Source organism: Streptomyces sp. NRRL B-24572, assembly GCF_002156145.1.
Lineage (GTDB): Bacteria > Actinomycetota > Actinomycetes > Streptomycetales > Streptomycetaceae > Streptomyces > Streptomyces vietnamensis.
Genome location: NZ_MWIG01001153.1, coordinates 1 through 616 on the forward strand (window position 1 = coordinate 1; position 616 = coordinate 616).

Sequence of the window (616 nt, forward strand, 5' to 3'; positions counted from 1 at the left end):
GCGGCCGCGCCGGACCAGTCGGTGACCGACCGGTACACGATGTGGGCGGCGGCTGGGCGGATGTGGCGCGCGGAGCCGGTCACGGGCGTCGGCCTCAAGGGCTTCCCCCGGTACCGCGACTCGAACGCCTCGCTCGCGCTGTCCTCCGGCAGCGACACGGCCGGCGCGGGCGCCGCGTTCGCGCGCCAGCCGCTGCTGTCCCCGCACAACATGTACCTGCTCGTGCTGAGCGAGCAGGGCCTGGTGGGGCTGCTCGCCCTGGCGGGCAGCTGGGTGGCGCTGCTCGTCGGCGCGCTGCGGCGGCAGCGGCTCGGCGCGGACTGCGCGCTCGTCGCGACGGGCCTGCTCGTCTGGCAGCTCATCGACTTCTTCTACGCGGACATCGGCGGCCCCTCGACGGTGCTGATGTCCGTCGTGTTCGGTCTGGCGGCCTGGTGGTCGCTGGCGGAGGTGAGGCGTGCGTGACCCGTGGGCCGGGGAACCGGAGCCCACGGACGCGCCGTGGGCCGACGGTCCGCCCCCCTCGCCCCGGCCGCCCTGCGGCACCCCGCTGACCGACCCCTGGCCGATCTCGCCTCCGGGCCCCACGGACTCCCCGTGGCCCCCGGGGGCCACG

General features: G+C 76.6%; 1 protein-coding gene. It reads left to right on the forward strand.

Features of this window, described 5'->3' with window-relative positions; genetic code table 11:
* Positions 1 to 465: O-antigen ligase (locus CCN56_RS40990; protein ID WP_143664853.1), on the forward strand; the 465-nt coding region annotated here is incomplete at its 5' end.
* Positions 466 to 616 lie beyond the last annotated feature (151 nt).